General features: G+C 57.7%; 24 protein-coding genes and 1 riboswitch. Of the genes, 14 read left to right on the top strand and 10 right to left on the bottom strand.

Annotated features, from left to right (window positions below; translation table 11 throughout):
- Positions 1 to 64 precede the first annotated feature (64 nt).
- Entirely contained in the window at positions 65 to 787 is a 723-nt protein-coding gene (locus OK412_RS12245; RefSeq protein ID WP_010260222.1) for an ABC transporter ATP-binding protein, read from the bottom strand.
- 893 nt (positions 788 to 1,680) lie between these two features.
- Here OK412_RS12245 and uvrB point away from each other — a divergent pair.
- Complete coding sequence (gene uvrB / locus OK412_RS12240; protein ID WP_010260230.1) at positions 1,681 to 3,702, top strand: excinuclease ABC subunit UvrB; 2,022 nt, start codon at positions 1,681 to 1,683, stop codon at positions 3,700 to 3,702.
- Here the strand turns inward: uvrB and OK412_RS12235 are convergent.
- Positions 3,686 to 4,609, bottom strand: coding sequence for a gluconeogenesis factor YvcK family protein (locus tag OK412_RS12235; RefSeq protein ID WP_010669674.1), 924 nt, complete (start codon positions 4,607 to 4,609; stop codon positions 3,686 to 3,688). The two genes, uvrB and OK412_RS12235, sit on opposite strands and share 17 nt — an antisense overlap.
- A 204-nt stretch (positions 4,610 to 4,813) precedes the next feature.
- Positions 4,814 to 4,947: riboswitch (molybdenum cofactor riboswitch) on the top strand.
- Between OK412_RS12235 and moaA the strand changes: the two genes are divergently transcribed.
- The 5 genes from moaA to moaE all read left to right on the top strand — a co-directional run bounded on the left by moaA (position 4,937) and on the right by moaE (position 7,633).
- Positions 4,937 to 5,923, top strand: coding sequence for a GTP 3',8-cyclase MoaA (gene moaA / locus OK412_RS12230; RefSeq protein ID WP_022626014.1), 987 nt, complete (start codon positions 4,937 to 4,939; stop codon positions 5,921 to 5,923). Its footprint overlaps the riboswitch before it by 11 nt.
- A 14-nt stretch (positions 5,924 to 5,937) precedes the next feature.
- Entirely contained in the window at positions 5,938 to 6,453 is a 516-nt protein-coding gene (gene moaB, locus OK412_RS12225; protein WP_264353213.1) for a molybdenum cofactor biosynthesis protein B, read from the top strand.
- 2 nt (positions 6,454 to 6,455) lie between these two features.
- Positions 6,456 to 6,941 carry a cyclic pyranopterin monophosphate synthase MoaC gene (gene moaC / locus OK412_RS12220; protein WP_050680592.1) on the top strand — a complete coding sequence of 162 codons (486 nt, stop codon included), beginning with the start codon at positions 6,456 to 6,458 and terminating at the stop codon, positions 6,939 to 6,941.
- Complete coding sequence (moaD, locus tag OK412_RS12215; RefSeq protein ID WP_264353212.1) at positions 6,934 to 7,179, top strand: molybdopterin synthase sulfur carrier subunit; 246 nt, start codon at positions 6,934 to 6,936, stop codon at positions 7,177 to 7,179. The genes moaC and moaD overlap by 8 nt, the downstream gene beginning before the upstream one ends.
- 1 nt (position 7,180) lies before the next feature.
- Positions 7,181 to 7,633, top strand: coding sequence for a molybdopterin synthase catalytic subunit MoaE (gene moaE / locus OK412_RS12210; RefSeq protein WP_010260246.1), 453 nt, complete (start codon positions 7,181 to 7,183; stop codon positions 7,631 to 7,633).
- 105 nt (positions 7,634 to 7,738) lie between these two features.
- On the opposite strand, the gene OK412_RS12205 is transcribed toward moaE, so the two are convergent.
- Positions 7,739 to 8,524 carry an OBAP family protein gene (locus tag OK412_RS12205; RefSeq protein WP_264353211.1) on the bottom strand — a complete coding sequence of 262 codons (786 nt, stop codon included), beginning with the start codon at positions 8,522 to 8,524 and terminating at the stop codon, positions 7,739 to 7,741.
- A 106-nt stretch (positions 8,525 to 8,630) separates the two neighbouring features.
- Here OK412_RS12205 and OK412_RS12200 point away from each other — a divergent pair, with 106 nt between their 5' ends.
- A complete protein-coding gene (locus OK412_RS12200; protein ID WP_010669679.1) occupies positions 8,631 to 9,725 on the top strand; it encodes a DUF1615 domain-containing protein in 1,095 nt (364 codons plus the stop codon).
- Between the two features lie 246 nt (positions 9,726 to 9,971).
- On the top strand, positions 9,972 to 10,679 hold the full coding sequence (locus tag OK412_RS12195) for a Bax inhibitor-1 family protein (protein ID WP_010260256.1): 708 nt from the start codon (positions 9,972 to 9,974) through the stop codon (positions 10,677 to 10,679).
- Between the two features lie 50 nt (positions 10,680 to 10,729).
- On the opposite strand, the gene OK412_RS12190 is transcribed toward OK412_RS12195, so the two are convergent.
- Genes OK412_RS12190 through OK412_RS12180 form a run of 3 tightly spaced genes read right to left on the bottom strand, consistent with a single transcriptional unit; the run spans position 10,730 to position 13,697 of the window.
- Entirely contained in the window at positions 10,730 to 11,695 is a 966-nt protein-coding gene (locus OK412_RS12190) for a lysylphosphatidylglycerol synthase domain-containing protein (RefSeq protein WP_086905457.1), read from the bottom strand.
- The gene (gene clsB / locus OK412_RS12185; RefSeq protein WP_010260263.1) at positions 11,695 to 12,939 is read right to left on the bottom strand and encodes a cardiolipin synthase ClsB; all 1,245 of its coding nucleotides are present in this window, start codon (positions 12,937 to 12,939) and stop codon (positions 11,695 to 11,697) included. The genes OK412_RS12190 and clsB overlap by 1 nt, the downstream gene beginning before the upstream one ends.
- On the bottom strand, positions 12,936 to 13,697 hold the full coding sequence (locus OK412_RS12180) for an endonuclease/exonuclease/phosphatase family protein (protein ID WP_061901646.1): 762 nt from the start codon (positions 13,695 to 13,697) through the stop codon (positions 12,936 to 12,938). The genes clsB and OK412_RS12180 overlap by 4 nt, the downstream gene beginning before the upstream one ends.
- A gap of 179 nt (positions 13,698 to 13,876) precedes the next feature.
- Between OK412_RS12180 and OK412_RS12175 the strand changes: the two genes are divergently transcribed.
- From OK412_RS12175 to OK412_RS12160, 4 genes are all read left to right on the top strand, one after another.
- Positions 13,877 to 14,269: a YbhQ family protein gene (locus OK412_RS12175; protein WP_031594396.1), complete on the top strand. Its 393-nt coding sequence runs from the start codon at positions 13,877 to 13,879 to the stop codon at positions 14,267 to 14,269.
- Positions 14,270 to 14,486: 217 nt separating this feature from the next.
- Entirely contained in the window at positions 14,487 to 15,857 is a 1,371-nt protein-coding gene (gene rhlE, locus OK412_RS12170) for an ATP-dependent RNA helicase RhlE (protein ID WP_010669682.1), read from the top strand.
- A 2-nt stretch (positions 15,858 to 15,859) separates the two neighbouring features.
- Entirely contained in the window at positions 15,860 to 16,810 is a 951-nt protein-coding gene (gene dusC / locus OK412_RS12165; RefSeq protein ID WP_010260276.1) for a tRNA dihydrouridine(16) synthase DusC, read from the top strand.
- Between the two features lie 70 nt (positions 16,811 to 16,880).
- The gene (locus OK412_RS12160; RefSeq protein WP_010260279.1) at positions 16,881 to 18,068 is read left to right on the top strand and encodes an MFS transporter; all 1,188 of its coding nucleotides are present in this window, start codon (positions 16,881 to 16,883) and stop codon (positions 18,066 to 18,068) included.
- 21 nt (positions 18,069 to 18,089) lie between these two features.
- On the opposite strand, the gene OK412_RS12155 is transcribed toward OK412_RS12160, so the two are convergent.
- From OK412_RS12155 to OK412_RS12140, 4 genes are all read right to left on the bottom strand, one after another.
- Positions 18,090 to 19,691 (bottom strand): inorganic phosphate transporter, encoded by a 1,602-nt coding sequence (locus tag OK412_RS12155; protein WP_039387694.1) that lies wholly within the window; start codon positions 19,689 to 19,691, stop codon positions 18,090 to 18,092.
- Between the two features lie 187 nt (positions 19,692 to 19,878).
- Entirely contained in the window at positions 19,879 to 21,000 is a 1,122-nt protein-coding gene (locus OK412_RS12150; RefSeq protein WP_010260287.1) for a L,D-transpeptidase family protein, read from the bottom strand.
- Between the two features lie 214 nt (positions 21,001 to 21,214).
- Positions 21,215 to 23,029 carry a glycoside hydrolase family 15 protein gene (locus OK412_RS12145; RefSeq protein ID WP_010669684.1) on the bottom strand — a complete coding sequence of 605 codons (1,815 nt, stop codon included), beginning with the start codon at positions 23,027 to 23,029 and terminating at the stop codon, positions 21,215 to 21,217.
- A 231-nt stretch (positions 23,030 to 23,260) separates the two neighbouring features.
- On the bottom strand, positions 23,261 to 23,842 hold the full coding sequence (locus tag OK412_RS12140; RefSeq protein WP_264353210.1) for a DedA family protein: 582 nt from the start codon (positions 23,840 to 23,842) through the stop codon (positions 23,261 to 23,263).
- Positions 23,843 to 24,047: 205 nt separating this feature from the next.
- Here OK412_RS12140 and OK412_RS12135 point away from each other — a divergent pair, with 205 nt between their 5' ends.
- Positions 24,048 to 24,635: a Yip1 family protein gene (locus OK412_RS12135; protein ID WP_010260296.1), complete on the top strand. Its 588-nt coding sequence runs from the start codon at positions 24,048 to 24,050 to the stop codon at positions 24,633 to 24,635.
- A gap of 178 nt (positions 24,636 to 24,813) precedes the next feature.
- On the top strand, positions 24,814 to 25,761 hold the full coding sequence (gene pbpG, locus OK412_RS12130; protein WP_010669685.1) for a D-alanyl-D-alanine endopeptidase: 948 nt from the start codon (positions 24,814 to 24,816) through the stop codon (positions 25,759 to 25,761).
- Positions 25,762 to 25,915: the final 154 nt, after the last annotated feature.

Below are 25,915 nucleotides of genomic sequence, written 5' to 3'. Positions count from 1 at the left end.
GTTCTGCGCGCTCCGTCTCCAGCCTGCCTGCAACACTTACGCCCGGTGGGGCAGGCGCTGAGTGTCAGGCCACCGTCAGCCATTTATCGACGGTGTGGTCATCGAGCTGTTCCATGCTGCCCTGCGCCACATTGCGGCCGCGGTGCAGCAGCAGGAAATAGTCCGCTACGCGACGGATCAGCGACAGGCGCTGCTCCAGCAGCAGGATGGTCAGCCCGTAGTCGAGGTTAAGCCGACGGATCAGATTGCCCATCTCCTCTTCCAGCCACGGCGACATCCCGTCGGTCGGCTCATCCAGAATCAGTAGTTTGGGCTGCAGCACCAGCGCGCGCGCCAGGGCCAGCTGTTGCTGCTGATCGATCGGCAGATCGCCGCTGCGCTGCTGGCGCAGAGAGTAGAGCGCCGGGAAGAGGTCGAACACCATTTCGGGAATGGCGCGATGGCGGTCGCGCTGGCTGGCACCCGCCAGCAGGGCAATCAGCAGATTATCTTCCACGCTCATCTGGGTAAAAATATGGCGGCCCTGCGGCACATAGCCAATCCCCATCTGCGCCCGCTGTTCAGCCGGTTGCAGCAGCAGATCTTCCGGCGGCGAGCCATCCTCTTTCCAGGAGATAGAGCCGCTGTTAATTGGCAATCTGCCCATGATGCAGTTCACCAGCGTGGTTTTACCCATGCCAGGACGGCCCAGAATGCCGGTGCAGGTGCCAGGCGACAGATCCAGGTCCACATCCCACAGAATATGGTTTTGACCGTAAAATTGATTTACCGAACGTAAACTCAGCATCTGACACTCTCCTTCCCGATCGTTAGCCTGATTGCTTCCGCGCTCTGTCGTCTGGCAAACAAGTCATCAGCAACGGCAGCCTCGCCATTGCAGCACAGTGCGCGTTCCGCGCGGTGACGCTACTGACTCCTGCAATTCCCAGGCCAGATCTAAAAACGGCCCTGTTTCCTGCTGCAGCGCCACGTATCAGGGATGAAAGGTGAGAAAAACTTATCAATTCCCCACGGTGACCACGCGCCTGCACTTTTGCAGTGCCCTGGAGCGCTGTTTCTGGTGCAGACGTACTGTAACGTGGCAGGAAGTCCGATTAAGAATCTTAGTATGAGGCGTGCAAATTTGCGTACGACACCCGGTGACAGATTAAAATTGCAGAATAATCCGTCAGCAGGCGACGCGAAATTTAACGCAAAAAAAATTATTTTCACGGTAGTGAGAAGGCAGGGAAAAATTATACACAGCAGATGGCGTCGGGGCTGCCATCACTTATCCACCATTCCTGTGGATAACCTTGTGCATTAGGTAATGAAAACCAGTTGGAAGCGAGGAAATACGCGGCCTGGTAACATAATGACGAGAATCTGGCCTCATAGCCTTATGTCAGTAAAATCAGTTGTTTATCAAAAAACAAGCCTGAGAATTATCTGTCAGGTAACCGTACTGTAATTTTGTGACACTCTATTGACAAATGTTAAATCAGATCCCTTCCTGGGGATAACATTGCGCAACATGCTGAGCGATAACGCTGCCAGCCTGCAGGGACAGCAGGTGCCATCCTGCTGGCGTTAACATTGCATCAATACTGTTTTTATATCCAGTATTATTTTCTGGCAAAATCACCATAGCAGAGTAAAATGAGTGCCTGCCCGCCGACTTCTCCAGCAGGAACTGCATTCATGAGCAAAGCCTTTAAATTGAACTCCGCCTTTAAACCTTCGGGCGACCAGCCTGAGGCGATACGTCGCCTGGAAGAGGGGCTGGAGGATGGACTGGCCCATCAGACCTTATTAGGCGTAACCGGCTCTGGTAAAACGTTTACCGTCGCCAACGTGATTGCCGACCTCAACCGTCCGACCATGGTGCTGGCGCCCAACAAGACGCTGGCCGCCCAGCTCTATGGCGAGATGAAAGAGTTTTTCCCGGATAACGCCGTCGAGTTTTTCGTCTCTTACTACGACTACTACCAGCCTGAAGCCTATGTGCCGAGCTCCGACACCTTTATCGAAAAGGATGCGTCGGTGAACGAACATATCGAACAGATGCGTCTGTCGGCCACCAAGGCGCTGCTGGAACGGCGCGATGTCATTGTGGTGGCATCGGTTTCGGCTATCTACGGTCTGGGCGATCCCGATCTCTATCTGAAAATGATGCTGCACCTGACCCGCGGCATGATTATCGATCAGCGCAGTATTCTGCGCCGTCTGTCAGAGCTGCAGTACACCCGCAACGACCAGGCGTTCCAGCGCGGCACCTTCCGGGTGCGCGGCGAAGTGATCGATATCTTCCCGGCGGAGTCGGACGATATTGCGCTGCGCGTCGAGCTGTTTGACGAAGAGGTTGAGCGTCTGTCGCTGTTTGACCCGCTGACCGGCCAGATCGATTCGGTCGTGCCGCGCTTTACCATCTACCCCAAGACGCACTACGTCACGCCGCGTGAGCGTATTCTGCAGGCGATGGAAGATATCAAAGTCGAGCTGGCGGACCGCCGCCGGGTGCTGCTGGAGAACAATAAGCTGCTGGAAGAGCAGCGCATTACCCAGCGTACCCAGTTTGACCTGGAGATGATGAGCGAGCTGGGCTACTGCTCCGGCATCGAGAACTACTCACGCTACCTCTCCGCACGCGGACCGGGCGAAGCGCCGCCGACGCTGTTTGACTATCTGCCCGCCGATGGCCTGCTGGTGGTGGATGAGTCGCACGTGACCATTCCGCAGATTGGCGGCATGTATAAAGGCGACCGGGCGCGTAAAGAGACGCTGGTGGAGTATGGCTTCCGCCTGCCGTCGGCGCTGGATAACCGTCCGATGAAGTTTGAAGAGTTTGAGGCGCTGGCCCCGCAGACCATCTATGTTTCGGCGACGCCGGGCAAATATGAGCTGGAAAAGTCGGGCGACGAAGTGATCGATCAGGTGGTGCGTCCTACCGGTCTGCTGGACCCGATTATCGAAGTGCGTCCGGTCGGTACCCAGGTCGACGATCTGCTGTCAGAAATCCGTCAGCGCGTGGCGATCAACGAACGTGTACTGGTGACGGTGCTGACCAAACGCATGGCGGAAGATCTCACCGAATATCTGTCTGAGCATGGTGAGAAGGTGCGTTATCTGCACTCCGATATCGACACGGTAGAGCGTATGGAGATTATCCGCGACTTACGTCTGGGCGAGTTTGATGTGCTGGTGGGCATCAACTTACTGCGTGAGGGGCTGGATATGCCGGAAGTGTCGCTGGTGGCGATTCTCGATGCGGATAAAGAGGGCTTCCTGCGCTCCGAACGCTCGCTGATTCAGACCATTGGCCGTGCGGCGCGTAACATCAACGGTAAGGCGATTCTCTACGGCGATAAAATCACGCCGTCGATGGCGCGCGCCATTGAAGAGACCGAGCGCCGCCGTGAGAAACAGCAGTTGCACAACGAAGAGAATGGCATCGTGCCGCAGGGCCTGAATAAGAAGATCACCGATATTCTGGAACTGGGCAAAAACGTGGTGAAAACCCGCGGCAAAGCGAAACCCGCCCGTCCTGGCGAAGCCCAGGCGCTGGCCGATTTCCAGCTGTTAACGCCGCAGGCTCTGCAGAAGAAAATCCACGAGCTGGAAGGGCAGATGCAGCAGCATGCGCAGAACCTGGAGTTTGAACAGGCGGCCAACGTGCGCGATCAGCTGCATGAACTGCGAACGCTGTTTATTGCGGCCTCGTAGCGCCGTTAAAGCCCTGAATGGCGTGTTCCAGCGCCACCCGTAACAGCTGGCGGTCGTGACGATATTGGATATCGGCGGCCTCCAGCGGTTCACGGACAATCAGCCGGTTTTCAATGCCACGGGTGTCCACCGCCGGGCTGACGACCAGCGCATCAATCACCCGCTTGCCGATATAACGCTCCATCATCTGCAGCTTGTCAGCCACTGAGAGACTGGCGGCGGCAGGACTCAGCTCGCGGCCCAGATTGCCGATAAACACCATCGTGGCAGGTGTGCGACGCAAGGCCTGTGCCATCTCTTCCATCAGCAGAATCGGCATCAGGCTGGTGTAAAAGCTGCCGGGTCCAATCAGGATCAGATCCGCTTCACCAATCGCCTGCAGCGCTTCCCGCGTTGGCTGGACGTTGGGATGCAGCATCAGCTCCTGCGGCGGCTGCTTCATCTCGTCAATTGCGGTTTCGCCATAAACCATGTTGCCTTCAACATCCATCGCCACCAGATCCACCGGCTGCTCTGACATCGGGATTAAAAAGGCGTCGACCTTCAGCAGGTTACGGATGATGTTGATCGCTTCCAGCGGACGAACGCTGAGATGATCCAGCGCCCGCAGCATCAGATTACCCAGGTTGTGTCCGGCCAGTTCGCCGTTACCGGCAAAACGGTACTCAAACATCGCCGAGGCGACGCTGGGTTCTGCAATCAGCTGGTTAAGGCAGTTACGCATATCGCCCCAGGCGATGCCGCCTTCTGAGCGACGAATACGGCCGGTCGATCCGCCGTTGTCGGTGGTGGTGACGATGCCGGTGAGACGCGAGCCCAGCGGGGAAAGGGCAGACATGACGCGGCCTAAACCGTGTCCGCCTCCCAGTGCCACAACGCGATCAAGATCGGCCAGTGTGCGATTCATACTTCTCCTTAATATCCGTTCGCGTGGCGAGGCTCTAATCGCTAAGCCCGCGCGGATGACTTACGTCAAAATCTGGATCGCATTTTAACGTATCCTGTCGCGAAAATGCGGTGAAAATTCGATATGTATAAGAATATATAGCGAAAACAGCAAATGGAAGAGTGACGAAAATCACGCTACCATCATGCTTACCGCGCTGATCAACGGGTCAGCGTACACTCAAGCCTGAATGCCTACGTCTGCGGATAGGGGGTTCAGGCCGTAGCCATCGAGCTGCCAGGGTGCAGGAAGAAATGACTGCATCTCCCAATCTGGAAAGGTGTTCTGGTGTCACAATTTACTGATGCATACGCGCGTAAGTTCTATTACCTGCGCCTGTCGGTCACGGATGTCTGTAATTTCCGCTGTACCTACTGTCTTCCTGACGGCTACAAGCCGCAGGGAATTCGTAACAAAAGCTTTCTCTCGCTGGATGAAATCCGCCGCGTCACGCGGGCCTTTGCCGCTGCCGGAACGGAAAAAGTGCGGCTGACCGGCGGTGAGCCGTCGCTGCGCCGTGATTTCACCGACATCATTGCGGCGGTGCGCGAAAACGCCTCCATTCGCCAGATCGCGGTAACCACCAATGGCTACCGGCTGGCACGTGACGTGAAACAGTGGCGTGACGCGGGGTTAACCGCACTCAACGTCAGCGTCGACAGCCTGGATGCCCGTCAGTTTCACGCCATTACCGGTCAGGATAAATTCCATCAGGTCATGAGCGGTATTGATGCTGCCCTCGACGCCGGTTTTCGCCAGGTCAAAGTCAACAGCGTGCTGATGCGCGATCTCAACAGCCGTAATCTGGCTACGTTCCTCGACTGGATCCGCACCCGTCCGATTCAGCTGCGCTTTATCGAACTGATGGAGACCGGCGACGGCGGCACGCTGTTCCGCGATCAGCACGTTTCCGGCATGGTCATCCGCGATCAGCTGATCGCCCAGGGCTGGCAGCGTCGGGAGAGCGGACGCAGCGACGGCCCGGCGCAGGTCTTTTACCATCCCGATTATGTCGGCGAGATTGGTCTGATCATGCCTTATGCCAAAGATTTCTGTGCCAGCTGCAACCGTCTGCGCGTTTCGGCGCACGGTAATCTGCATCTATGCCTGTTTGGTGACGGCGGTGTGCCGCTGCGCGATCTGCTGGCGTCAGACGACCAGCAGGCCGAACTGCAGGCGCGTATTGCCAGCAGTCTGGGGCAGAAAAAGCAGACGCACTTTCTGCATCAGGGCAACACCGGCATCACACAGAATCTCTCTTACATTGGCGGCTAATTTCAGGAGGCAGTATGGGTAAACCAGCCAGCGAATTTCAGGCAGTGCAGATTGCGGTGATGACCGTGTCAGATCGTCGCGATGCCAGTGACGATACCTCCGGCGACTATCTGCGCGAAGCCGCAGCCGAAGCGGGGCATGAGGTGGTCGATCACGCCATCGTGCCGGATAATCTCTATCGTATTCGCGCCACCGTATCGCGCTGGATCGCCAGTGAAGATGTTCAGGTCGTGATTATTAATGGCGGAACCGGCTTTAACCTGAAAAACAGCACGCCGGAAGCGCTGCTGCCGCTGTTCGACCGCGAGATTAGTGGATTTGGCGAACTGTTCCGGATGATCTCCTATGAAGAGATTGGCGGTTCGACATTGCAGTCGCGCGCGATTGCCGGTCTGGCTAATCAGACGCTGATCCTGGCCGTGCCGGGTTCCACCAGCGCCTGCCGCACCGCCTGGGAACGCATTATCGCTGATCAGCTTGATGCGCGCACCGCGCCCTGTAATTTTGTCTCATATCTCAAGAAACGGTAAGTATGTCTCAACTCACACACATTAACGCCGCGGGCGAAGCGCACATGGTGGATGTCTCCGCCAAGGCGGAAACCGTGCGCGAAGCGCGGGCAGAAGTGCTGGTGCTGATGCAGCCGGAAACGCTGCAGATGATTATCGAAGGCAGTCACCACAAAGGGGATGTCTTTGCCACCGCGCGCATCGCCGGCATTCAGGCGGCGAAACGCACCTGGGAACTGATTCCGCTCTGTCATCCGCTGATGCTGAGCAAAGTGGAAGTGAACCTGGAGGCGGAACCGGACCATAACCGGGTCCGCATCACCACGCTCTGTCGCCTGACCGGCAAAACCGGCGTGGAGATGGAAGCGCTGACGGCCGCATCGGTTGCCGCGCTGACTATCTACGACATGTGCAAAGCGGTACAGAAAGATATCGTTATCGATCAGCTGCGCTTAATCAGCAAGAGCGGTGGCAAAAGCGGCGATTTCCAGGCGGTCGCGCATGATTAAGGTGCTGTTTTTCGCCCAGGTCCGTGAGCTGACCGGCACCTCATCGCTTGAGGTCGGTGCTGATTATCCGGATGTGGCCGCGCTGTGCAGTGCGCTGGCAGAGCGCGATGACCGCTGGGCGCTGGCGCTCGAGTCAGGCAAGCTGCTGGCGGCGGTGAATCAGACGCTGGTGCCGATGAGTCATCCGCTGCACGCCGGTGATGAAGTGGCCTTCTTCCCGCCCGTGACCGGAGGCTAAGATGGAAACGCAGATTCGCGTCGGCCCCGCGCCCTTTGATATGGCCGAAGCGTATCGCTGGCTGGCGGCCTGTGATGAGGACGGGGCGGTCGTGACCTTTACCGGCAAAGTCCGTAACCACAATCTGGGCAACGACGTCGCGGCACTGACGCTGGAGCACTATCCCGGCATGACCGAAAAAGCGCTGCAGGAGATTGTTGATGCGGCGCGCGAACGCTGGCCGCTGCAGCGCGTCACGGTGATCCATCGCGTGGGCGAACTGTTTCCCGGCGATGAAATCGTGCTGGTGGGCGTGACCAGCGCCCATCGTGGCAGCGCCTTTTCCGCTGCAGAGTTCATCATGGATTACCTGAAAACCCGCGCGCCGTTCTGGAAGCGAGAAGCGACAGAGCAGGGCGATCGCTGGGTGGATGCCCGCGACAGCGACCATCAGGCGGCTCAGCGCTGGGACTAAGCTGCATTAACGGCTCAGTGGGCAAAGGTGTCTGCGCCCGCTGAGCCGTTAACCGTAGACACGCCGCTGCCCGCATCACCAGGCATCACGACGCTCAGCGCGGGATTAAGGCTGCTTTAGCTGCTCAGCCGCGCCAAAACCGGTCTGACCGTGGCTGTGTTCGCCGCCGCCGGCGGTGCGCTTCAGCTGAATGACCTGGCCCTGTTGCCAGGCATTGGCACCTGCCGCGGCAGGATGCGCCACGATATCCGCACGCTGGGCGCGGATTTTTTTGCTGTCGACGTCAAAACGACGATCGCGGTCCGCCAGCAGTCGCGAGTCCATCTGACCATCCTCCGTAAAGCCCATCATCAGCGCCGGAATGCCGATCGGCAGCGTTTTGTCGCGATCGGTATGCCAGGTGTGCCAGGTTTTCCCGTAGGTGTTCACAATGCGCTTCATCAGGGCGTGGTCGGCGGCTTCCGGTAAGCCTGGTGCAATCAGCGTGCCCGATTTCACCTCATACTGATGGCTGTGCCAGAGCTTCTTCTCTTCGGGCGGCAGGGTGTTAAACAGCCGTTTGCTGATAATGTACTCCACGCCCATCAGCCGTGCATCGCGCGTATTGCCGTCGTAAATCACCGCCTGCATCACATCGTCGTTCAGTACGGTGACATAGTGGTGCGCCTCCATCTGACCGTTCTTATCGCCGTTATAAAAATGGAATCCGTCGAGATAGGTGTTGATGGCGTCGATGGGCGGACGTGACTGCATCACGCTGGCGCCGGTCTCCAGCACCTTAAGCGAGGAGGAGGTGGGGGCACCCGGAGATTTTACCTGGGCAGGCGTATTATTGGCGCCGCAGCCGGTTAATAACAGGCTGAACGCCGCAACTGGCCAGAGTTTAAACATCGTAAGTTCCTTTAACGGTAAAAAAGATAACCTTAGTTCAGTTCTCGCCTGCCTGTGAAACTCTGGCAATGGTAGAGTAGAGCTTTGGTTCATTCTGAGGACAGGCATGTCATCCACCCCGATTCTGCAACGTCTGACACTGGTCGCCGCACTGGTGCTGGCAGGTTGTAGCAGCAAGAAAACCCCTGAGGCGCCGGTGCGGCAGCCTGAAGATGTCAAAGCGCAGATCCAGCGGCTGTTGCCCTCGCACGTCAGCAATAAAGCGGCATGGAGCGACGATATCTACACCACCTTCCGCACTCAGCAGATCGATCCCAGCGCCAGCAACCTCTGCGCGGTGATCGCCGTGGCGGATCAGGAGAGCAACTTCAGCGCCGAGGCCGCCGTGCCGGGTCTGCCAAAAATCGCCTGGGGCGAGATCAACCGCCGTGCGGCGCAGGTGCACGTCCCGGCATTCCTGGTGCGTACCGCGCTGCAGATCAAATCGCCCACCGGTGAAAGCTACGCCGCCCGGCTGGACAAAGTGCGCAGTGAGAAAGAGCTGAGCGCTATTTTCGATGACCTGATCGATATGGTGCCGATGGGCCAGACGCTGTTCGGCAATCTCAATCCAATCCACACCGGCGGGCCGATGCAGGTCAGCATTGCGTTTGCCGAAGCGCATGCCAAAGGCTACCCGTGGCCGATTGATGGCACCATCCGGCGTGAAGTCTTTACCCGCCACGGCGGGATCTACTTCGGGACGATGCACCTGCTCGGCTATCCGGCTGACTACAGCCAGCCGCTCTACCGCTTTGCCGACTACAATGCGGGCTGGTATGCCAGCCGCAATGCGGCCTTCCAGGCGGCGGTGTCGCGCGCCACCGGCATGAAGCTGGCGCTGGATGGCGATCTGATTCTTTATGGATCAGATGCGGCGGGCGGCACCGAACTGGCGGTGCGCACGCTGTCGAAGCAGATCGATATGAGCAACAGCGACATTCGCCGCGATCTGGAGAAAGGGGAGAAAGCGTCGTTCAGCGACAGCGAACTCTGGAAACAGGTCTTTACCCTGGCGGATAAAATGGCGGGCAGAAAGTTACCGCGTGAAATGCTGCCGGGCATCAAGCTGGAAAGCCCGAAAATTACCCGTAATCTCACCACGGCGTGGTTTGCGCAGCGTGTCGACAGCCGTTATCAGCAGTGCCTGTCGCGACGTTAAGCGGCATGTTGTGGCGCAGTTGAGCTGAGCTGTGCCACACTTAGAGCCAGTTCCGGGCGACTTTTATTGTTATTCTGGCCCTGAACTGTGCGCATCCTCATAAGGCCGTATGAGCCCGTGGCGGTTGTGTCGCGCTGTCGCTGGCCCAACGGGCTGAAACAGAAACAACGTATGCCTGCCAGACCAGGTTATTCATCCGGTTCCCTGTGTGGGGCCGGTCCTAATCCGTTTAACAAGAGGTGCATCATGGACCGATATCCACGAAATGATTCCATCGTTCAATCCGCATCTCGCGGTTTACAAGCCTATATGGCGCAGGTTTATGGCTGGATGACCTGCGGTCTGTTACTGACGGCGTTTGTCTCCTGGTACGCTGCGCGCACGCCAGCGATCATGGAGCTGGTGTTTGCTAACCGCATCACCTTCTTCGGACTGATTATCGTGCAGCTGGGGCTGGTCTTCTTCCTGTCAGGCATGGTGCATCGCCTGAGCGGCGCCGTGGCAACCGGGCTGTTTATGCTCTATTCGGCGCTGACCGGCCTGACCATGGCGAGTATTTTCCTGGTTTACACCAACTCTTCGATCGCCAGCACCTTCTTTATCACGGCGGGGATGTTTGGCGCGATGAGCTTCTACGGCTATACCACCAAACGCGATCTCAGCCGTTTTGGCAGCCTGCTGTTTATGGCGCTGATTGGCATCGTGCTGGCGTCGCTGGTGAACTTCTGGCTGAAAAGCCCGGCGCTGATGTGGGCGATTACCTACATCGGGGTGGTGGTGTTTGTGGGGTTAACGGCCTATGACACGCAGAAGCTGAAAAATATCGGTGAGCAGATCGATGCCCGCGATACGGAAAACCTGCGTCGCTACTCGATTATGGGCGCACTGACGCTGTATCTCGACTTCATCAACCTGTTCCTGATGCTGCTGCGGATTTTCGGCAACCGCCGTTAAGCCTGAGGGAGTAGCGGGGGAGGCGCACTGTCTGCGCCTCCCCTTTTTTATTACGACTTCTGCAACTTCTGCTCGTTCTTCTGACGCAGATGCTTCGCCCGACTCTCCAGCCCCAGATAGAGCACCAGCGCTAACAGCAGCGGCAGGATAAAGTAGAGCACGCGATAAGCCAGCAGCGCCGCAATGATAGTGCCATGCGAGGCGTGCTGACCGCTAAGCAGCGCCAGGAAGACCGCTTCCAGTACGCCAATGCCCGCCGGAATATGAATGATTACCCCGGCAATACTGCTGATCAGCAGCACGCCCAGCACCATCGGATAACCGACGTCTCGTCCCAGCAGCAGCCAGATAATCGCCCCCATCACCATCCAGTTGGCACAGGAAACCGCAAACTGCAGCAGCGCCATGCGCAGCGAGGGCAACTGCAGCGTCTGGCCTTTGATCGTCCAGCGACGCTGCTTTGAGAAGGCACAGGCCCAGAGGTAGATCGCCACCAGCACCAGCAGAGCGCCACCAATCAGCCGCAGGGTAGTTTCACCAATAAACCAGCCGCTGGGAATCGACACCATGCCCGCACTGAATACCACGCCCGCCAGCAGAATATAGCCCAGCCAGTTAGTGGCGATGCTCAGAGAGAAGATGCGGGTAATGGTGCCGCTATCCAGCCCTAACCGTGAATAGAGCCGGTAGCGCATCGCGACGCCACCCACCCAGGTACTCAGCGTCAGGTTGAAGGCGTAACAGATAAACGACACCAGCATCACCTGCCGCTTCGCCAGCTTATGGCCGCAGTAGGCGCGTCCAATCAGGTCGTAGCAGCCATACACCAGGTAACTCAGCACCACCAGTCCGGCGGCGGTCAGTACCACAAAGCGGTTGTAATTAACGATGACGTCATAAACATCTTCCCAGTTCACTTTGCGGGCATAGACCACCAGCAGAACCACCACCGCGATGAAAAAGAGCACGGTGAGGATTTTTTTCGCCAGTTGCCAGCGTGGATGTTTTTTTGCCATCAGGATTTTGCTCCCGGGTTATCAGTTTCAACGCGATCCTGCGTCTCCATTTCAGGCTGTACCGGCTCACCCACCTGGGCCAGCAGCGGCGTATGCGCCGGCAGCCAGCCAGCGATGGCCGGGAAATGGCGCAGGAAGTGGAATACCACCACGCTTTTACTCAGTTGCCACCAGTTGCGCGGCGGTAAGCGATCTTCCTGCACGCGCTGGCAATCGTTGGCCAGCAGCGCTTCCAGGTTATCACGCAGTGTCTGGTTAAACGGCCTGTCGTGGATGATCAGATTGGCTTCAAGGTTAAGTGACAGGCTGAGCGGATCGAGATTGCTGGAGCCGACGGTGGCCCAGTAGTCGTCTTTTACCGCGATCTTGCCGTGCAGCGGGCGACGGATATATTCGTAGACTTCAACGCCGCCATCGACCAGATAGTTGTAGAGCAGCTCCGCGCCCACTTTCACAATCGGCATATCCGGCTCGCCCTGCACAATCAGTCGTACCCGGACGCCACGCTGCGCGGCGTTGCGCATCTCACGCAGCAGCCGGTAACCTGGGAAGAAGTAGGCGTTGGCGATAATCACATCCCGCTTCGCCTCGCGCAGCATCTCCAGGTAGTGGACTTCGATGTCATCGCGATGCTCGTCGTTATCGCGATAAACATAGAGCACCTGAGCATCGCCGGGCGTGGCGTTGACCGCCGGACGATGAGAGCGCGATCCCCACCAGCGGCGGGTATTCTGTTCGCTGCCAATCGCCTGTTGCAGATAGCGGGCGATGTCACCCACCACCGGGCCTTTGACCTGTACCGCATAATCCTGTTTCGCTTCCGGGCCATAATCGGTGTTGTGCTCGGCCGAGAAGTTAATGCCGCCCACAAAGGCCACCACGTCATCCACCACCACGGTTTTGCGGTGCAGGCGGCGGAAAACGTTGGTGCGCATCCCCATCACCAGCGGACGCGGATCGTAATAGATGAAACGCACGCCAGCGCTGGTCAGGCTGTTAACAAATTTGTCGGAGAGTTCGGCAGAGCCATAACCATCGACCATCACTTCGACCCGCACGCCGCGCTGGGCTGCCGCCAGCAGTTCGCGGTGCAGGGCGTTGCCCACGTCATCCTCAAACAGAATAAAGGTTTCGATTAATACCGTACGTTCCGCCCGCTGAATGGCGCCAAAGACCCGCGGGAAAAACGCTTCGCCATTTTCCAGCAACAGCAGCCGGTTGCCTTCCTGCCAGCTAAAATTCATAGGTGAATCTCCACCGCCAGCGGCGCATGGTCGGAAAGATGGGACCAGGGCTTGCGCGGCAGCGCCCACGGATGACTGACGGTGGCGTTGCGGACATAGATGCGGTCGAGCCGCAGGATCGGGAAGCGCGCCGGGAAGGTGCGCGCCGGGCGTCCGGTTTTCATGCTGAATACCTCTTTCAGGCCTGCGCCATGTTTCAGAATGGAGTTAGCGCGTCGCTGCCAGTCGTTGAAATCGCCCGCCACCACCACCGGCGCGTCGGGCGGCAGTGAGTTAACCATTTCACATATTTTCTTCATCTGCGCGTGACGATGGGCCACTTTCAGACCCAGATGAACACAGATGACATGCAGCGTGCCGTGCGGCTCGGGCAGGGCGATCTGGCAGTGCAGCATGCCGCGGTTTTCACTGCCCGCCACCGAGATATCCCGGTTCTCATAGTCGGCGATCGGGAAGCGAGACAGCACCGCATTGCCGTGATGCCCCTCCGGATAGACCGCATTACGCCCATAGGCGAAATCGTTCCATATGGTGTCGGCCAGAAACTCATAATGAGGAGAATCGGGCCACTCCTCATGGTTAATGGAGTGGATGGCATGCGTGCCCATCACCTCCTGCAGAAAGACCACATCCGCCTCCGTTGCGCGAACGGCGTCGCGTAATTCGGGCAGGATGAAGCGGCGATTGAAAGGGGCGAAACCCTTATGTGTATTGATCGTCAGGACTTTTATTGAAAATCCTTGCTTGTTTTGTGGCATACTCGCGACGCACTCCTTTTCATCATCAATAGAATCAAAGTGTAGTCTTTGTCACAAATGGGTGGTGAAAGAGGGCGAAAATTAGGGCGTTATCCGAAAATTGTTTTACATTGAGGAAATCGTTTCCGGCTTGTGCCGGTAGCACTTGGGCGACCTGTTGGGTCTGCCAGGAGAACTGAATGAAATGGTCTAATCGTATTCAAATTATCACGGGTCAAACGTTGTTGCATATTGCTATGCATCTGCTGGTGATCGCTGCACTGATCTGGGGCTGGAAGCACAAAGCGCTGGTTGATGTCTGCAGTACGCTGGTGGCGATGTACGCACTGGTTTTTGTTGCCATGCTGGTGACACAGCGCATTGCCCGTTTACGTACTCTCGGCGATTATCTTGAAGAAGCGACCACCACTTACTACTTTGGCGCCGCCATGATGACACTGTTCCTGGTGTCGCGGATTTACCACAACAACCTGCTGCTGGCGTGTCTCGGCGTAGTGATGTTGCTGGGTCCGGCGCTGGTCTCGCTGCTGGCGAAAGAGCCACCGCGACGAATCGAAAACAAACGTAGTTAAGTTGAAGGCCACCGGAAGGTGGCCTTCCTGTTTTCAGGCGGTTAAGTTGTGTCAGGAAATGTGAGCTATCTCGCACACTTCTCTTAAAGCTGTTACACTCGCCCGCTTACGCATCGTAGTTTGCGCCCTTTTCACGCGTCAGCCCTGGCTGGCGTCACTATCCCTCTGAAAACTACACCGTGAATCACGGTCAGAGCGGACCGGAGTAAATCACTTAATGTCTTTTGACTCTCTCGGCCTGAGTGCCGATATTTTGCGCGCGGTCGCCGAACAAGGCTACAGCGAACCCACACCTATCCAGCGCCAGGCGATTCCTGTTGTGCTGGCAGGCCGCGATCTGCTGGCGAGCGCCCAGACCGGCACCGGCAAAACAGCCGGCTTTACCTTACCGATGTTACAAAAACTCTCTGCCACTGCCACGCCCATCCGCGGTCGTCGCCCGGTGCGCGCCCTGATCCTGACCCCAACCCGTGAACTCGCGGCGCAGGTTGGCGAAAACGTCAGCGACTACAGCAAATATCTCTCGCTGCGTTCCATGGTGGTGTTTGGTGGCGTCAGCATCAATCCACAGATGGTAAAACTGCGTGGCGGCGTCGATATCCTGGTGGCAACGCCTGGACGCCTGCTGGATCTGGCACAACAGAATGCGGTTGACCTGTCACAGGTCGAAATTCTGGTGCTGGATGAAGCGGACCGTATGCTGGATATGGGCTTTATCCACGACATCCGTCGCGTACTGGCACGTCTGCCGGCCAAACGTCAGAACCTGCTGTTCTCTGCCACCTTCTCTGATGAGATCAAAGGCCTGGCTGAGAAACTGCTGACCAACCCGGAAATGATTGAAGTGGCTCGCCGCAACACCGCCTCCGAGCAGGTCGCGCAGCAGGTGGCTTTCGTTGATAAGAAGCGTAAGCGTGAATTGTTGTCTCAGCTGATTGGCGAAGGCAACTGGCAGCAGGTGCTGGTCTTTACCCGTACCAAACACGGCGCGAACCACCTTGCCGAGCAGCTGGGTAAAGATGGTATCTCCGCTGCCGCGATCCACGGCAACAAGAGCCAGGGTGCACGTACCCGCGCGCTGGCCGACTTTAAGTCAGGCGGAATTCGCGTCCTGGTTGCCACCGATATCGCGGCCCGTGGCCTGGATATCGAAGAGCTGCCACACGTCGTGAACTATGAGCTGCCTAACGTCGCCGAAGATTACGTTCACCGCATTGGTCGTACCGGCCGTGCGGCGGCGACCGGTGTCGCACTGTCACTGGTCTGCGTCGATGAGCATAAGCTGCTGCGTGATATCGAACGTCTGCTGAAGCGTGAAATCCCGCGTCTGGCCGTTGAAGGTTATGAACCCGATCCGAGCATCAAAGCGGAGCCGATCATCAACGGTCGTCAGCAGCAGTCTCGCGGCGGTGCAGGTGGCGGCCGTGGTCGCAGCCAGGGCGGACAGGGTGCAGGCGCATCGCGCTCATCTTCATCCGGCGAAAAGCGTCCTCAGGCGCGTCGTCAGAGCCAGGCCGCTCCTCAGGGCGATAGGCCCGCAGCCCGTCCGCGTCGTCCGGCAGCAGCGAAGCGTACCGGAAACGTCTGAGTATGAGGGTTTTACTGGCACCAATGGAGGGCGTGCTGGATTCACTGGTGCGCCAGCTGTTATCGGAAGTAAACGACTACGATCTCTGCATCACTGAGTTTTTGCGCGTGGTCGATCAACTGCTGCCGGTAAAATCTTTCTACCGTCTCTGCCCCGAACTGCATAACGCCAGCCGCACGCCTTCCGGCACGCGGGTGCGTATGCAGCTGCTGGGGCAGCATCCCGAATGGTTAGCCGAAAACGCCGCACGTGCGGTGGAACTGGGCTCATGGGGTGTGGATCTCAACTGTGGTTGTCCTTCTAAACTGGTCAACGGCAGCGGAGGCGGCGCAACTCTTCTTAAAGATCCCGATCTGATCTATCGCGGCGCGAAAGCGATGCGTGAAGCGGTGCCTGAAGATTTGCCGGTAACGGTAAAAGTTCGGCTCGGCTGGGACTCCAGCGCCCGCAGTCTGGAGATTGCCGATGCGGTGCAACAGGCCGGTGCCAGCGAGCTGGCGGTGCATGGGCGGACCAAAGAAGAGGGCTATCGCGCAGAGGCGATCAACTGGCAGGCGATTGGCGACATTCGTCAGCGGCTGCGCATTCCGGTGATTGCCAATGGCGAAATATGGGACTGGCAAAGCGCGCAACACTGTATGGCGGTAACCGGCTGCGATGCGGTGATGATTGGCCGTGGCGCACTGAACATCCCTAACCTGAGCCGGGTAGTGAAATATAACGAGCCGCCGATGGCCTGGCCTGATGTGGTGCGGTTATTACAGAAATACAGCCGGCTGGAAAAGCAGGGCGATACCGGCCTCTATCACGTGGCGCGTATCAAACAGTGGCTCGGTTATCTGCGCAAAGCCTATGGCGAAGCCGATGGCTTATTCAGCGAAATCCGTGCGTTAAAATCGTCGGGCGACATTGCACAGGCGATTGATCGTCACGCACATGTTCATGGTTTGTGATAAAAAATCAGGCGACCCTTTAGTGACCTGACGGTATAGTGGGAAAAATTTCCTGGACCCCTTGCCTGCTATGTCTGACTCCGCTGTGTTGAGCAACAGCCAGCTCAACAAACGAATCCTCTCCGTTATTATCTTCACCTTCTTCTGCTATCTCTCTGTCGGACTGCCGCTGGCCGTGCTGCCAGGCTTCGTCAAAAATCATCTTGGCTTCAGCTCCTTTATCGCCGGACTGATTATCAGCATTCAATATTTTGCGACGCTGCTCAGCCGTCCGCAGTCGGGCCGTCTGGCCGATCGCCTTGGGCCAAAGCGGGTGGTGATGCTGGGACTGCTCTGCTGCGGCATGAGCGGGGTGCTGACTATCGTGGCCGCACTGCTGAGCGGCTGGCCATGGCTGAGTCTGGCGCTGCTGGCCATCGGGCGGCTGTTTCTCGGCGTAGGTGAAAGCTTCAGCAGCACCGGCTCTACCTTGTGGGGTATGAACATCGTCGGGCCAATGCAGACCGCGCGCGTGATCTCCTGGAACGGTGTTGCGACCTATCTGGCAATGGCCGTCGGTGCACCGCTGGGTGTGCTGCTGAACAGTGAATTTGGTATGAGTGGATTTGCCGGGCTGATTGCGCTGATGGGCGTGGCGGGCTATCTGATGGCCAGTCGCAAACCGGCGGTGACGGTCAGTGTGGGCGAGCGCATTCCGTTTCACCGCGTCTTTTCGCGCGTCTGGCTTTATGGCCTGGCGCTGGGCTTCGGCACCATAGGTTTTGGCGTTATCGCCACCTTTATCACCCTCTATTTTGCCAGCCGTGACTGGCAGGGCGCGGCCTATGCGCTGACGCTGTTCAGTCTGGGTTTTGTGCTGGTGCGTCTGGGGTTTGGTCGCTTTATTACCCGTTTCGGCGGGCTGCGCGTGTCGCTCTTCTCATTCCTGCTGGAATGTCTGGGACTGCTGATTATCTGGCAGGCGGACAGCGCCTGGCTGGTAGGGGCGGGCGCATTCCTTACCGGCAGCGGATTTTCGCTGGTCTTTCCGGCACTGGGCGTTGAGGCGGTTAAACGGGTTGAGCGCCAGGATCAGGGCTCTGCGCTGGGCACCTATTCCGCTTTTCTCGATCTGGGCCTGGGTTTAACCGGCCCGGTGGCGGGATTGCTTATCGGACACTGGGGGATGCAGTCAGTCTATCTGGCGGCGGCGTTGATGGTGCTGGGAGCGCTACTGATTACCCTGCGGCTTTACTGGCAGCAGCGGCTTATCGCCTGAATGACGATAAGCCGCAGACCGTTAAAAATGGCTGAACACCCAGTAAAGCAGGGCAGAGAGCAGAATAGATACCGGCAGCGTTAAAATCCAGGCGACGGCCAGGTTACGCAGCGTCGAGAGCTGCAAGCCGGAACGGTTCGCCGCCATGGTGCCCGCTACGCCGGATGAGAGCACGTGAGTGGTGGAAACCGGTAAACCGAAACCGTCTGCCGCGCCAATGGTCATCATCGCCACCAGTTCGGCGCTGGCGCCCTGGGCATAGCTCAGATGGGTTTTACCGATCCGTTCTCCCACGGTGACCACAATCCGGCGCCAGCCGACCATGGTGCCCAGTCCCAGCGCAATCGCCACCACCACTTTCACCCACATCGGAATAAAACGGGTGGCGCTGTCGAGTTCCGTTTTCACTGCCTTAAGGTTGCGTTCCGTCTCCTGCGGCAGTCTGACCTCGGCGCTCTGCAGATGCTTGATCGATTCTGACGCCAGATACATCTGGTTGCGGGTATTGGTCACCGCCTGGGCTGGAATGTTTTCCATTGAACCGTAACGACGAATCTCATCGCCGACTTCGCGCAGCGTCATCGCCAGCGCGGGCAGCACGTCGGGATTCATGCTGTTGCTGCCAACAAAGCCGGTCAGTACCTCACGGGCCGGTGGAGGATTGGCTGAGGCGGGTTGCAGCTGCAGCAGCTGATGGGCGGTCACTTCGTTCAGCGCCGCGACGCGCGGGATCTGATCGGGTGGCAGCGATCGATTCAGGGCGTAGGCGATCGGCATGGTGCCCACCAGGATCAGCATAATCAGCCCCATCCCTTTCTGACCATCGTTAGAGCCGTGCGCAAACGACACGCCGGTACAGGTCAGGATCAGCAGGCCGCGGATCCAGACCGGTGGCGGCTGATTGCTTTCCGGCGCCTGATAAAGCTGGCGATTGCGGATAAACAGTTTCATCACCCACAGCAGCAGCCCGGCGCAGACAAAGCCGACCACCGGCGACAGCAGTAGTGCATAGCCGACCTTCAGTGCCTGATCCCAGTCAACCCCGCTCAGACCACTGCGTCCGTGCAGCATTGCATTGGCAACGCCGACGCCGATGATCGAGCCGATCAGCGTATGGGACGACGACGACGGCAGCCCTAAATACCAGGTGCCGAGGTTCCAGATAATCGCTGAGAAGAGCAGCGCATAGACCATGGCAAACCCGCTGCCGCTGCTGGCCTGCAGGATCAACTCCACCGGCAGCAGTGAGATAATGCCAAACGCCACCACGCCGCTGGAGAGCAGCACACCCAGAAAGTTACAGAAACCGGACCAGACCACCGCGACGCCGGGCGTCAGCGAATGGGTGTAGATCACGGTCGCTACGGCATTGGCGGTATCGTGAAAGCCATTCACGAACTCAAAGCCGAGCGCAATCAGCAGTGCCAGCCCCAGCAGAAAGAACGGCAGATAGCTGGTGACCGGCATATTGGTCTCTTCAACATCGCTGACCAGGTTGAGGCCAGCGAACGCCAGTCCGGCAACCAGCAGAATAAAGAACAGCGGTTTACTGAAACGGCTATTTTTGCCGTTGAAATCGGGGCGACCTCGGGCTGATGAGGAGGAGAGACTGTTTTCGCTCATGGTGTACCTCTGGTGGCTGATGCCGGATGCTGATTTGCACCGGGTCAACGCAGTTTGATACGCGCTTTATATGACAGATTAATGATCGTCGGACGGGGCATTCTGAGCGGAGTGCGGGGAAAAACGCGGAAACGCAGGCAATAAAAAAGCCAGCGACAGGCGCTGGCTTCTGCAAGCAGGGCGGCAATTACGAGCTGGTATTGGCCGCGGCTGCAGGTGCTGCTGGTGTTACCGGAGCGGCCGGTGCGGCTGGCTCAGTGGCCGGCTGCTGTGGCTGCGCGGCATCACTGTTTGCACCCTGAGAGGTGACTGGCGTCATTGGCTCTTCCTGTGGCACAGCCTGCGGGTTTTCCGGCATCGGAACTGGCGCAGTCTGGATGTTGTTCTCCACGCCGTTCACTTTTACTGGCATACCGGTACGGCCCTGAATCGCGCCATTAACCTGATCCTGATTGACGCTGGCATCAACCAGAACTTTGCTCACCGCCTGATTCAGCGTAATCGGCACCAGCTCACGCGAGTTGAACTGCTCTTCGGTGGTCGACAGCGGGTTATGCACTTCTACATACCGTGAACCGTCTGGCTCCACGGTCGCTTTTACCGGCTGATCAACAAACTGTACGCGCGTGCCGACCGGCACGTTCTGATACAGCCATTTGATATCGTCAGCGCGCAGACGCACACAACCATGGCTCACGCGCAGGCCGATACCGAAGTTGGCGTTGGTGCCGTGAATCGCATACAGACGACCGATATAGAGCGCATACAGGCCCATCGGGTTATCCGGGCCTGGCGGGAAGACCGCTGGCAGGGTTTCACCGCGCGCCGCGTAATCTGCATGCATGCCTTTGGTTGGCGTCCAGGTCGGGCCATCTTTTTTACGTTCTACCGCTGTGGTCCAGTTAATCGGGGTATCTTTACCCAGTTCACCGATACCAATAGGCAACACCACCACGGTTTTGCTGCCTTTCGGATAGTAGTAAAGACGCATCTCCGCGCTGTTAATCACAATGCCTTCACGCGGTGCGTCCGGCAGGATCAGCTGCTGTGGGATGATCATTTTGCTGCCAGCCTTAGGCAGATAAACGTCAACGCCCGGATTGGCTTCCAGCATATTGCTGAGGCCCATCTGGTACTGCGCCGCAAAAGCTTCCAGCGGCAGTTTGCTGTCTTCAGGGACAGTAATTTCGATATTTTCGCCGATCAGACGACTGTTGGCCGGCGGTAACGGGTAAACCACAGCAAAGGCTGACTGGCTGAAGGCCGCCAGAGCCAGTGCGATTGAAGCGAAAGCGCGAATGATTTTCATATTTTACAATTCTTTATCGCCATATTTCAGGCTGTTCAGTGTGTCGAATTCATGCTGGCCAATGTGACCTGCTGCGCATTATATGTTCATTAATCTGACGTTGTGAATCGGGATTTTAACCTGCCTGCAATACTTTACGTAAATTCACCGCGGATGTTAGCGCATTTACCGAAAGCAGGGCGCTAAAAATGGGGCTTTACGGGCTTATCGCTGACTAAGGTTGCCACTGTGTTTGTTCGCCGCTGAGTTTGCGGTTCAGGAAAAAGGCGGCACTGATTAACGCCAGATGGGTTAGCGCCTGCGGCGTGTTGCCCAGCGCATGGCCGTGGCTGTCAAACTCCTCCGCGTAGAGGCCCAGTGGATTGGCGTAGCTCAGCAACTTTTCAAATTCAAAATGCGCTTCCTGAATCCGGCCCGCGCGCGCCAGACACTCGACATACCAGAAGGAGCAGGCTCCGAAGGACCCTTCTGAGCCTTTCAGGCCATCGGCGGGCGTCTCATGCGTATTGTAACGGCGCACCATACCGTCGCTGACCAGATTGGTTTTGATCGCATCCAGCGTGGCAATCCAGTCCGGGTCGGTGGCTCCCACAAAACGCACCAGCGGCATCAGCAGCATTGAGGCGTCGAGATGTTCGCCATGACGGGTCGAAGAGAAGTGACCCCGCTCACTGTTCCAGAAGTTAGCCCAGATATCCTCGCGGATCTCCCGGCGCGCCCGATCCCAGCGTTCATAAGGCATCGGCAGCGATCGCTTCATGCCCAGACGCAGCGCGCGATCCATCGCCACCCAGCACATCAGACGTGAATGCAGGAAATGTTCCGGTTCACCGCGCATCTCCCAGATACCGGCATCGGGCTGATCCCAGTTCTCACACAGCCAGTCGATCATTTTGACGACATGTTCCCAGCCGCGCTGGGAGATCGCCTCACCATATTTATTGGCCAGATAGACCGCATCCATCAGCTCGCCATAGATGTCGAGCTGGGTCTGCTGCCAGGCGTCATTGCCGATGCGCACCGGACGGGAGTCGGCATAGCCGGAGAGATTCAGCAGCTCCATCTCGTGCAGTTCGGTGCCGCTGTCCAGCCGGTACATGACCTGCAGGCGCATCTCATCGTGATGGCTGTTTTCAACGCAGCGACCAACCCAGTGGGTAAAGTGTTTGGCTTCATCGATATAGCCCAGCCGCATCAGGGCATACATGCTGAACGAGGCGTCACGGATCCAGGAGGCGCGATAGTCCCAGTTGCGTTCACCGCCCAGCTCTTCGGGCAGGCCAAAGGTCGCTGCTGCCGCAATAGAGCCGTGCTGATGTGAGGTCAGCAGTTTGAGGACCAGCGCCGAACGCTGCACCATTTCGCGCCAGCGTCCCTGATAGTTACTGTGGGCGCTCCAGCGTCGCCAGTAGTTCAGCGTCTCTTCAAAGCAGTGTTCGGTGGTCAGCGCTTCGATATGCGCATCATCCACGCTGCCAAATTCAAACTGCGCATGTTCACCGGGTTGTAACGTGAAGAGGGCGGTAGCACTTTCATCTTCCAGCGTCATCGCCACGCTGGCGGCGAGGCGCAGCGACGGCTGGCCCTCGGCATGAAAATCGATACAGCCGTTGTGCGCCTCTGCGCGGGTCTGCGCCCGGGCGTAGTCGTGGCGCGGTGAACAGCGCAGGCTAAAGGTCGCGCTGCCGCGTACCATTTTGACCCGCCGGATCAGACGCGGCAGCTTGTCCTTGTCATCACAAATCGGCATGTAGTCGGTGATTTCCGCTACGCCTTCATCATCCAGCCAGCGGGTCTGCAGGATGTTGGTATCGGGCAGGTAGAGCTGCTGACGTCGCGCATTGGGCCAGTCAGGGGCCAGGGAGAAAAGCCCGGCATCATCGCTGTCGAGCAGGGCGGCAAAGACCGACGGGCTGTCGAGTTCCGGCCAGCAGAGATAATCAATGGTGCCATCATTCGCGACCAGTGCGCAGGTGCGCAAATCTCCGATCACGCCATGGTCTTCAATCTTACGTTTTACCTTACTCATCCTCATCTCCCTGTCAGTGTCCATCCTAACTATAGCTGAGCCATCTGATGCGGCTTCGTTTGGGCACAGATGGTTAACGTATGGTTGAATGAGGCAGGGAAGGGGTGAGGGCGGGTGAAACATGGGAAATCGCCAGCAGGGTCGCCTGGCGCTGCTCAGCGTCGGCGACCCTTACCACCGGTCAGCTCACTCTCATAGCGGGTGGCGTCTGCTGGCGAATCCGTGGTTCATTTATTCCTGATCGGCACGACGATTGTGCCAGCGGCGGATCACCCAGCGCAGCGCAAAGGCGAATACCACTGCGCCGAACAGCCACAGCAGATGCTTCAGATGCTGGTCGAGTTTATGCAGCCACGGCGCGATGATGCCGCCCGCGAAATAGCCCAGTGTGACAAAGATCAGCGCCCAGATGGCTGCCCCGATGACGTTAAGAATAAAAAACTTCATCGGATTGAGGCGGCTGGCCCCGATGATGATTGGGCCAATCAGTCGAAAGCCATACATAAAGCGCACGCCAATCACAAACAGGCTGGGACGGCGTTTAATCAGGCGGTTCGCCTTGACCACTTTATCCTGATGCTTTTTAAAGCGGCGCAGGATCTGCGTGCCCCAGCGGCGACCGACCCAGTAGAGCAGTTGATCGCCGACAATACCGCCACCCATCGCGGCCAGCACCACTCCCACGTAATGCAGCAGCCCCTCATGCGCGGCGACGCCGCCCAGCAACGTAAATGTTTCCCCCTCGGCGATACAGCCAATAAAAAGTGCCAGATAACCGTACTGCGTAATTAATGCGTTGATATCCAGATGCAAAATGACCCTCCCTGTTCAGTGACTGTTTCTTCCAGTCTATACGCGATTTGGCTTCGCTTCCGCCCGTGCCTCATGGGTCCGTTTATTTATGCTGTTTTTTTGTCCGATCACCACGAAAGTTTCGCTGCCGTTTATACTTGAGAGGACGCTGCCCCCAAAGACGGATGCATCATCGGGCGGCCCACTGCATCAGAGGAGTGAATCTATGAATCATGTCTGGGGTCTGCTGGCGCATCCGAATCAGGAAATGCGTCATATCAAGCAAGAGAATGAGAGCGTATCGCACCATTACACCCACCATGTTCTGCTGATGGCGGCGATTCCGGTGATCTGCGCCTTTATCGGCACAACTCAGCTGGGCTGGAATCTGGGCGAGGGGCAATATGTGCAACTCAACCTGTTGACCGGGATTGGGCTTGGCATTCTGTTCTATCTGATTATTCTGGGTGGCGTCGCGGTAATGGGACGCGTGATTCACTGGATGGCACGTGATTATCCGCAGCGCCCCGGCGTACAGCGCTGTACGGTGTTTGCGGGCTATGTGGCCACGCCGCTGTTTCTCAGCGGGCTGGTGGCGCTCTATCCGCTGGTCTGGCTCTGCGTGCTGGCGGGCGCGCTGGCGCTGCTCTACACCGGTTATCTGCTCTATATCGGCATTCCACTGTTTCTGAATATCGACCGCGAAGAGAGTCTGCGCTTTTCCGGTTCAACGCTGGCCATCGGCGTGCTGGTATTTGAAGTGTTACTGGCATTAACCGTGGTGCTGTGGGGATATGGACCGCATCTGTTCTGACCGACCGCTGCCGCCGCTCTGGCGGCAGTTCTCTTTTTACGCCCGGAAACACTCTCACCAGGAAATTTCTTAACCTTACGGGTATGATATCGCCGCCAGCCCGCGCTCCGACCTCACTGAAGCGGGCGGCCTGTGTCGGTCTGACACAGTACATATTCATAACCGGGTTTTTTCTACGATGCCTGCAAAAATTCGTTCCACCCTGCTTTCGCTGGCGCTGCTCGTTTCAGGGCAGATTGTTTCACTGCCGGCGCAGGCGACGACGTCGCTGTCGCAACTGGCGCCGATTGCTCAGCCGCAGATCGCCTCTGGCAGTGCGATGATTGTCGATCTCACGACCAATAAAGTGCTGTTTTCCAGCCACCCTGATCGGGTCAGGCCCATTGCCTCCATCACCAAGCTGATGACTGCTATGGTGGTGCTGGATGCGCATCTGCCGATGAACGAGATGATAACCGTCGATGTCAGCCAGACGCCGGAAATGCGGGGTGTCTTCTCACGCGTTAAGCTCAATAGCCAGATCAGCCGCCGTAATATGCTGCTGCTGGCGCTGATGTCCTCGGAAAACCGCGCCGCTGCCAGCCTGGCTCATGCTTATCCGGGCGGCTATAACGCCTTTATCCGGGCGATGAACGCGAAAGCGCGGTCACTCGGCATGAAACAGACCCGCTATGTGGAGCCAACCGGCCTGTCGACGCAAAACGTCTCCAGCGCGCAGGATCTGGTTAAATTACTCAAAGCAACGCGGGAATATCCGCTGCTTGGTGCGCTCAGCACCACTAAAGAGGAGACGGCAGTGTTTGCCCATCCGAGCTATGCGCTGCCGTTCCGCAACACCAACCATCTGGTCTATAAAGATGACTGGCATATTCAGCTGACCAAAACCGGTTACACCGATGAGGCGGGCCACTGCCTGGTGATGCGCACCATGATTAATAATCGTCCGGTGGCGCTGGTGGTGCTGGATGCCTTTGGCAAATATACCCACTTCGCCGACGCTAACCGTCTGCGCAGCTGGATTGAGACCGGTAAAGCGGCGCCGGTGCCGGCCGCCGCGCTGGCCTATAAAAAGCAGAAGTCGGGCCAGGTTGCCAGTAATGGGGCCAGCAGCGCCGACGTTGAGTAGAAAATAGCCGGTGTTACGCGCTGCGGACACTGGCATTACCTGCAGGCTGAGCGGGTATCCGGCATGATGCAGGCAGAGGCGTACAGCGATTTTCACGCCTCTGTCTGCACCGAATTAGCCCGAAAAATGCCCGTTATTCCTATATTGCCATCCC

Origin of the sequence: Pantoea sp. JV6 (assembly GCF_025910055.1) — a bacterium.
Classification (GTDB): Bacteria; Pseudomonadota; Gammaproteobacteria; order Enterobacterales; family Enterobacteriaceae; genus Pantoea; species Pantoea agglomerans.
Note: the sequence above shows the minus strand (reverse complement) of the source record. Positions and strands in the feature narration are given on the sequence as shown.